This window comes from Rhodoferax ferrireducens (assembly GCF_003347515.1).
Taxonomy (GTDB): domain Bacteria; phylum Pseudomonadota; class Gammaproteobacteria; order Burkholderiales; family Burkholderiaceae_C; genus Rhodoferax.
In genome coordinates, this window is the sequence record NZ_QEII01000185.1 from 1 (window position 1) to 7,235 (window position 7,235).

Below are 7,235 nucleotides of genomic sequence, written 5' to 3' on the forward strand. Positions count from 1 at the left end.
TCCTTGGCCTGTCGGCCGGCGGCGTGCTCAAGCCCGAGATGGTCAAGACCATGGCGCGCGACCCCATCATCCTGGCGATGGCCAACCCGACGCCAGAGATCAGCCCCGAAGAAGCGCTGGCGGTGCGCCCGGACGCGATCCTGGGCACCGGCCGTTCCGACTATCCGAACCAGGTCAACAACGTCCTGTGCTTCCCGTTCATCTTCCGTGGCGCGCTCGATGTCGGCGCCACGACGATCAACGAGGAAATGAAGCTGGCCGCCGTGCGCGCCATTGCCGAGCTGGCGCACGCCGAGATTCCCGAGGTGGTGGCCCAGGCCTATGGCGCCGTCGGCCTGCGCTTTGGCGCGCAGTACCTGATCCCCAAGCCCTTTGATCCGCGCCTGATCGAGGTGGTGGCGCCGGCCGTGGCGCAGGCGGCCATGGACAGCGGTGTCGCCACGCGCCCAATCACGGACATGCCGGCCTACCGGCTGCGCCTGAGCCAGTTCGTCTACCAGACCGGCAGCGCGATGCAACCGGTGTTCGCCGCCGCCAAGCGCCTCTCGCACAAGACGCCCAAGCGCGTGGTCTATGCCGAGGGCGAGGACGAGCGCGTGCTGCGCGCCGCCCAGGTCGTGGTCGACGAGGGCCTGGCCCGGCCGCTGCTGGTGGGGCGCCCGGACGTGATGACCGAACGCATCGCCCAGTACGGCCTGCGCCTGACGCTGGACCGGGATTGCGAATGCGTCAATCCGCTGGACCCGGCAGTCTATGGCGACGCGGCCGACGCCTACTACCAGCTCAACCGGCGCCACGGTGTCTCGCGTGCCTTGGCGCGCACTGAAATGCGCAGCCGCGGCACCCTGCTGGGCGCGATGCTGGTGCGCCAGGGCCAGGCCGATGCAATGCTGTGCGGCACCGTCGGGCGCTACCCGGACCACCTCGCTTATGTGCGCGACGTGATTGGCCTGCGCGAAGGCGCCGAGACCTTTGCCGCGATGCAGATGCTGATGCTGCCCGGGCGCCAGTTGTTCATCTGCGACACCCACGTCAACCTCGATCCCACGGCCGAGCAGATCGCCGAGATCACGCTGCTGGCGAGTGAGACCGTGCGGCGTTTCGGCATCACGCCGAGCGTGGCGCTGCTGTCGCATTCCAGCTTCGGCAGCTCGGACGCGCCCACCGCCGTCAAGATGCGCCAGGCGCTGGCGCTGGTGCAGGCGAGCGACCCCAAGCTGGCCGTCGATGGCGAGATGCGGGGCGACGCGGCCTTGTCGAAGGAAATCCTGGATCGCGAATTCCCCGACGCCAGCCTGACCGAAGAAGCCAACGTGCTGGTCATGCCCAACGTCGACGCCGCCAACATCTCGTACAACCTGCTGCGCATCGCCGCCGGCGGCGGTATCACCATTGGCGGCATCCTGCTCGGAGCGGCCCAGCCGGTGCACATCCTGACACCCTCCGCCACGGTACGGCGCATCGTCAACATGACCGCGTTGGCGGCGGTGGACGGAAGTTCGCAGCGCACCGAGGCGGGGGCGAAAGACTGAGATGGACGAAGTCATGACCACCGCAGCTCAGCGCGGCATGCTCAAGACGGCGCGCATTCCGATCAAGGTGGTGGCGGCAGCCGCGCTGCCCAAGCCAGACTGGATCCGGGTGCGTGTGTCGCATAGCGAGACCTTTCGCGGCGTCAAGCAGGTGTTGCGCGAGCAGGGCCTGCACACCGTCTGTGAAGAGGCCGCCTGCCCCAATATTGGCGAGTGCTTCAGCCAGGGCACCGCCACCTTCATGGTGCTGGGGGCCTTGTGCACGCGGCGCTGCCCTTTTTGCGACGTGGCGCATGGCCGACCGCTGGCGCCGGACCCGCAGGAACCGCTCAAACTTAGCCACACGGTGGCCCGGTTGCGCTTGAACTATGTGGTCATCACCAGCGTCGACCGCGACGATCTGCGCGATGGCGGGGCGATGCATTTTGCGGCCTGCATCCGGGCGGTGCGCCGGCAGTCGCCGCGCACCCGCATCGAAATCCTGACACCGGACTTCCGGGGACGGCTGGAGACAGCGCTGGACCTGCTGGCGGCAGATCCGCCGGACGTGATGAACCACAACCTGGAAACCGTGCCGCGCCTGTACCGTGAGGCCCGGCCCGGCGCCGATTACGCCCATTCGCTGGAACTGCTGCGCGCGTTCAAACAGCACCGCCCCGAGGTGCGCACGAAGTCGGGCCTGATGCTGGGTTTGGGCGAAACCGACGACGAAGTGCTCGCCGTGATGCGCGACCTGCGTGCGCACGGCGTGGACATGCTGACGGTGGGGCAGTACCTGCAGCCGCGCCCCGGCAACCTGCCCGTGCGTCGCTATGTTGCGCCGCAAGCGTTTGATGCCCTGGCCGGGCAGGCGCGGCAGATGGGATTCACACATGCCGCCTGCGGGCCGCTGGTGCGCTCCAGCTACCACGCAGATGTGCAGGCCCAGGCGGCGGGCGCCCAGCGCCAGCCAATGATCACTCATAACTGAAGGAGATATCCATGGACAAAGACCCCACCCCCAAGCCACTTTACAAGTCGCTTTATTTCCAGGTCATCACGGCGATCGTCATCGGCGTGCTGCTGGGCCATTTCTACCCCGAGACCGGCACCGCGATGAAGCCGTTCGGCGACGGCTTCATCAAGCTGATCAAGATGATCATCGCGCCCATCATCTTCTGCACCGTGGTGGTCGGCATCGCCGGCATGGAGGACATGAAGAAGGTCGGCAAGACCGGCGGTCTGGCGCTGCTGTACTTCGAAGTCGTCAGCAGCATCGCCCTGGTGGTCGGGCTGGTGATTATCAACCTGGTGCAACCAGGCGTGGGCATGAACGTCGATGCCAGCGCGCTCGACGCCAAGAGCATTGCGGCCTATACCGGGCCCGGCAAGATGCAGACCACCACTGACTTCCTGCTCCACGTGATTCCGAGCACCGTGGTGGATGCCTTCGCCAAAGGCGAGATCCTGCAGGTGCTGCTGTTCTCGGTCATGTTCGGCTTCGCGCTGCACAAGTTTGGCGGTCGCGGCACGCTGGTGTTCGACCTGATCGAGAAGGGCTCGCATGTGCTGTTCTCCATCGTCGGCATCATCATGAAAGTGGCGCCCATCGGTGCCTTTGGGGCCATGGCTTTCACCATCGGCAAGTATGGCGTCGGCTCGCTGGTGGCGCTCGGCGCGCTGATGGCCACGTTCTACGCCACCTGCCTGTTCTTCATTTTCGTGATCCTGGGCCTCATCGCCCGATTCCACGGCTTCTCGGTCTGGAAATTCATCAAGTACATCAAGGAAGAGCTGCTGATCGTGCTCGGCACCTCGTCGTCGGAAACGGTGCTGCCGCGCATGATGGCCAAGATGGAGAATCTGGGCGCCAAGAAATCGGTGGTGGGTCTGGTCATTCCCACCGGCTACTCGTTCAACCTCGACGGCACCTCGATCTATCTGACGATGGCGGCGGTGTTCATTGCGCAGGCCACCAACACACCCATGACCCTGACCCAGCAGATCACCTTGCTGGGCGTGTTGCTGCTGACTTCCAAGGGTGCAGCCGGCGTGACCGGCAGCGGCTTCATCGTGCTGGCGGCGACCTTGTCGGCGGTGGGCGGGGTGCCGGTGGCGGGGCTGGCGCTGATCCTGGGCATCGACCGCTTCATGTCGGAAGCCCGCGCGCTGACCAACCTGATCGGCAATGGTGTCGCCACCGTGGTGGTCGCCAAATGGACCGGTGACCTCGACATGCAGCGCCTGCACCAGCAGCTCAACAACGAAACCGACGCCGAGGCGCAGGAGCCGGAGGCGGTGCTTGACCAGGTCGAGCAGCACATGCCGGCGGGCGCAGCGCGCTGATGCGCCTGACTCCAGTCGCCACGAAGTACGGACCATGAACGCCGCACCACACCGCACGGGCACCTCGCACCGCATCGTCATCGTCGGCGGTGGCGCGGGTGGGCTCGAACTGGCCACGCTGTTGGGCAACACCTTGGGCCGGCGCGGTCAGGCCGAGGTCACCTTGATCGAGAAGACGCGCACCCATGTCTGGAAGCCCAAGCTGCACGAAATCGCTTCCGGCAGCATGGACATGAGCGCTCACGAGGTCGGTTACCTCGCCCAGTCGCACTGGCACCACTTCCGTTACCGTGTCGGCGAAATGGTGGGCCTGGACCGAGAGCGCCGTGAGGTGCTGGTGGCGCCCTATCTCGATGACGAAGGCCAGCAGGTGACGCCGCAGCGTGTCTTCGCTTACGACACCCTGGTGATGGCGGTCGGCAGCCAGAGCAATGACTTCGGCACGCCGGGCGTGCGCGAACATGCGATGAAGCTGGAGTCGCACGCCGATGCACGGCGCTTCCATGCGCGCATGGTCAATGCCTGCATCCGCGCCCATGCGCAAACCACGCCGCTACGTCCCGAACAACTGCACGTCGCGATCATCGGCGCCGGCGCCACCGGGGTCGAACTGGCGGCCGAGCTGCACCGCACCACGCGCGAAGTGGTGGCCTTCGGGCTGGACCGGGTCGATGCCGACAAAGACATCAAGGTCACGGTCATCGAGGCGGCACCGCGCGTGCTGCCGGCCTTGCCGCCGCGCCTGTCGCAGGCCACCGAAGACTTGTTGCGCCAGTTGGGCGTCGAGGTGTGCACCAACGCCAAGGTGGCCGCGGTGGAGTCCGGCGGCGTGCGCCTGGCCGACGGCCGTCTGCTGCCGGCCGAACTGGTGGTCTGGGCCGCCGGCGTCAAGGCGCCGGATTTCCTGAAGAACATTGCCGGCCTGGAGACCAACCGCATCAACCAGCTGGTGGTGAAACCGACGCTGCAAAGCAGCCGCGACGACAACATCTTCGCGCTTGGCGACTGCGCGGCATGCGCCTGGCCGCAGGCCAACCAGGGCCAGGGCGGTTTCGTGCCGCCGCGCGCCCAGGCCGCGCACCAGCAGGCCACGCACATGGTGAAGCAAATCCGCCGGCGCCTGGCCGGCAAGCCGCTGCTCGATTACCGCTACCGCGACTTCGGCTCGCTGGTCTCGCTGGGCGAATTCAGTACGGTGGGCAACATGATGGGCGGCCTGATTGGCGGCAGCCTGATGGTGGAAGGCCTGTTCGCGCGGCTGATGTACCTCTCGCTCTACAAGATGCATGAACTGGCCTTGCACGGTTTCCCCAAGGTCGCGCTCGACACCCTCGCGCGCCTGATCGTGCGACGCACCGAACCGCATGTGAAGCTGCACTAGATGAAAGCACTCCACCGAAGCGCCTGCGCCACCGCCTCCTCCTCCTCAAAGGATCAGGACGGCGGGGCACTCTGCTGCGCTCATGTCCCCCGGCGGCTTGAGGCCGCCTCCTCCTTGACTTCGCTACGCAGAATGCCCCGCCGTCCTGATCCGCGAGCGCTGTGCTTGTCCGAGCGTGGCGTTCCGCCGATACCGGAACCTGCCAAGGGCGTCGGGTGGCCGCCGCGGCGAAGTCAAGGAGGAGGCGCGTCCCGCGCCGGGGGACATGAGTTGCGGCGGCCACCCGGCGTCCTTGGCGCGCGCGCCGCCGCCGTGGATCACTCTTTCTCCGCACCACAGACCAAGAAGCAACGAACATGAGCACTCCTCCCGCCAACCCTCGCCCCTGGATGACCGAGTTCCTGCTCGCCCAGCATGCCGCGCTCTGCGATCTGGGGACGCAGGCGACCGAGTTCTGGCTCGACGCCGCACCAGCTGAGGCGAAAACCCGGGCGCAATGGCAGTTCGCGCTCAAGCAGGTGCAGGACGCGCTCAGCCCGGCCAACTGCCTGGCCACCAACCCCGAGGCGCTGCAGCTCGCGGTCGAATCCGGCGGCGCCAGCCTGGTGGAGGGCACGCGCCTGTTCCTGCAGGATGTGGCGCGGGGCCGCATCTCGATGACCGACGAGCAGGCCTTCGAGGTCGGCCGCAACGTGGCGACCACGCCCGGCAGCGTCGTGTTCGAAAACGAACTGATGCAGCTCATCCAGTACACGCCAGTCACCACCCAGGTCTACGCGCGGCCGCTGCTGATCGTGCCGCCGTGCATCAACAAGTACTACATCCTCGACCTGCAGCCGGAGAACTCACTGGTTGCGCATGCCGTGGCGCAGGGGCATACCGTGTTCCTCATTTCGTGGCGCAATGTCTCGGCCGCGCAAGGCCATCTGCGCTGGGACGACTACCTCGAATTGGGTGTGCTCAGCGCCCTCGCCACGGCCATCGAGATCAGTGGCGCCGATGCCGTGAATACCCTGGGTTTCTGCGTCGGTGGCACTTTGCTGGCCTGCGCGCTGGCGGTGCTGGCGGCGCGCGGCCAGCAGAAGGCGTCCAGCATGACCTTGCTGACGACCATGCTGGACTTCTCGGACACCGGCGAGATCGGCCAGCTGGTGGACGAGCGCGGGGTCGCGCAGCGGGAAGCCAGCATCGGGCGCGGCGGCGTGCTGCAAGGGCGCGAGCTGGCCCAGGTGTTCGCCTCGCTGCGTGCCAACGACCTGATCTGGCCTTATGTGGTCAAGGGCTATCTGAAGGGCAAGGCACCATCGGCTTTCGACCTGCTGTTCTGGAACGGCGACGACACCAATCTGCCGGGCCCGATGTTTTGCTGGTATCTGCGCAAGGCTTACCTGGAGAACAAGCTGTCGGTTCCGGGGGCCACGCAACAGTGCGGCGAGGCGGTGGATTTCAGCCGCATTGAGCTGCCCGCCTTCCTCTACGCCTCGCGCGACGACCACATCGTGCCCTGGCGCACCGCCTATGCCAGCACGCGGCTGCTGGGCGGCGGCACCACCTTCGTGCTGGGCGCCAGCGGCCACATCGCCGGCGTGATCAACCCGCCGGCCAAGAACAAGCGCAACCACTGGGTCGGCAAGCTCAATGCCGAGCCGCAGGCCTGGCTGGACGCCGCGCACTCGGTGTCCGGCAGCTGGTGGCCGGCCTGGACCAGCTGGCTGGCCGGCCATGCCGGAGCCCAGGTCAAGGCGCCGAAGCAGGCCGGCGCGCGCAAGTACCCCGTGATCGAGCCCGCACCGGGCCGATACGTCAAGGAAAAGGCGGCCTGACGCCGCCGGTTCAGTTTTTTTACCCTTATCCACCGTTATCCATCCCTGAAGGAGTTTTTATGTCCGATATCGTCATCGTCGCCGCGGCCCGCACTGCCGTCGGCAAGTTTGGTGGCAGCCTGGCCAAGACCGCCGCGCCCGAGTTGGGCGCCCATGTCGTGCGCGGCCTGCTGG

Annotated in this window: 5 protein-coding genes and 1 pseudogene; all 6 read left to right on the forward strand. The window is 66.6% G+C overall.

Going from position 1 to position 7,235, the window contains the following annotated elements; all coding sequences use genetic code 11:
• On the forward strand, positions 1 to 1,532 hold a 1,532-nt coding region (locus C5P05_RS01925), incomplete at its 5' end, for a phosphate acyltransferase (RefSeq protein WP_114968213.1).
• 13 nt (positions 1,533 to 1,545) lie between these two features.
• A complete protein-coding gene (lipA, locus tag C5P05_RS01930) occupies positions 1,546 to 2,502 on the forward strand; it encodes a lipoyl synthase (RefSeq protein WP_232834306.1) in 957 nt (318 codons plus the stop codon).
• Positions 2,503 to 2,513: 11 nt separating this feature from the next.
• Positions 2,514 to 3,857, forward strand: a complete 1,344-nt coding sequence (locus tag C5P05_RS01935) for a dicarboxylate/amino acid:cation symporter (protein WP_114968215.1) — start codon at positions 2,514 to 2,516, stop codon at positions 3,855 to 3,857.
• Between the two features lie 34 nt (positions 3,858 to 3,891).
• Positions 3,892 to 5,238, forward strand: coding sequence for an NAD(P)/FAD-dependent oxidoreductase (locus C5P05_RS01940; RefSeq protein ID WP_114968216.1), 1,347 nt, complete (start codon positions 3,892 to 3,894; stop codon positions 5,236 to 5,238).
• A gap of 356 nt (positions 5,239 to 5,594) precedes the next feature.
• On the forward strand, positions 5,595 to 7,061 hold the full coding sequence (locus C5P05_RS01945; protein WP_114968217.1) for a PHA/PHB synthase family protein: 1,467 nt from the start codon (positions 5,595 to 5,597) through the stop codon (positions 7,059 to 7,061).
• Positions 7,062 to 7,120: 59 nt separating this feature from the next.
• A pseudogene (locus C5P05_RS01950) lies at positions 7,121 to 7,235 on the forward strand (acetyl-CoA C-acetyltransferase); the annotation flags it as partial.

Excerpts from the sequence above, each read along its gene's own strand:
- lipA (WP_232834306.1), top strand. The coding sequence starts at position 1,546 with ATGACCACCGCAGCTCAGCGCGGCATGCTCAAGACGGCGCGCATTCCG.
- C5P05_RS01945 (WP_114968217.1), top strand. The coding sequence starts at position 5,595 with ATGAGCACTCCTCCCGCCAACCCTCGCCCCTGGATGACCGAGTTCCTG.
- C5P05_RS01935 (WP_114968215.1), top strand. The coding sequence starts at position 2,514 with ATGGACAAAGACCCCACCCCCAAGCCACTTTACAAGTCGCTTTATTTC.
- C5P05_RS01940 (WP_114968216.1), top strand. The coding sequence starts at position 3,892 with ATGAACGCCGCACCACACCGCACGGGCACCTCGCACCGCATCGTCATC.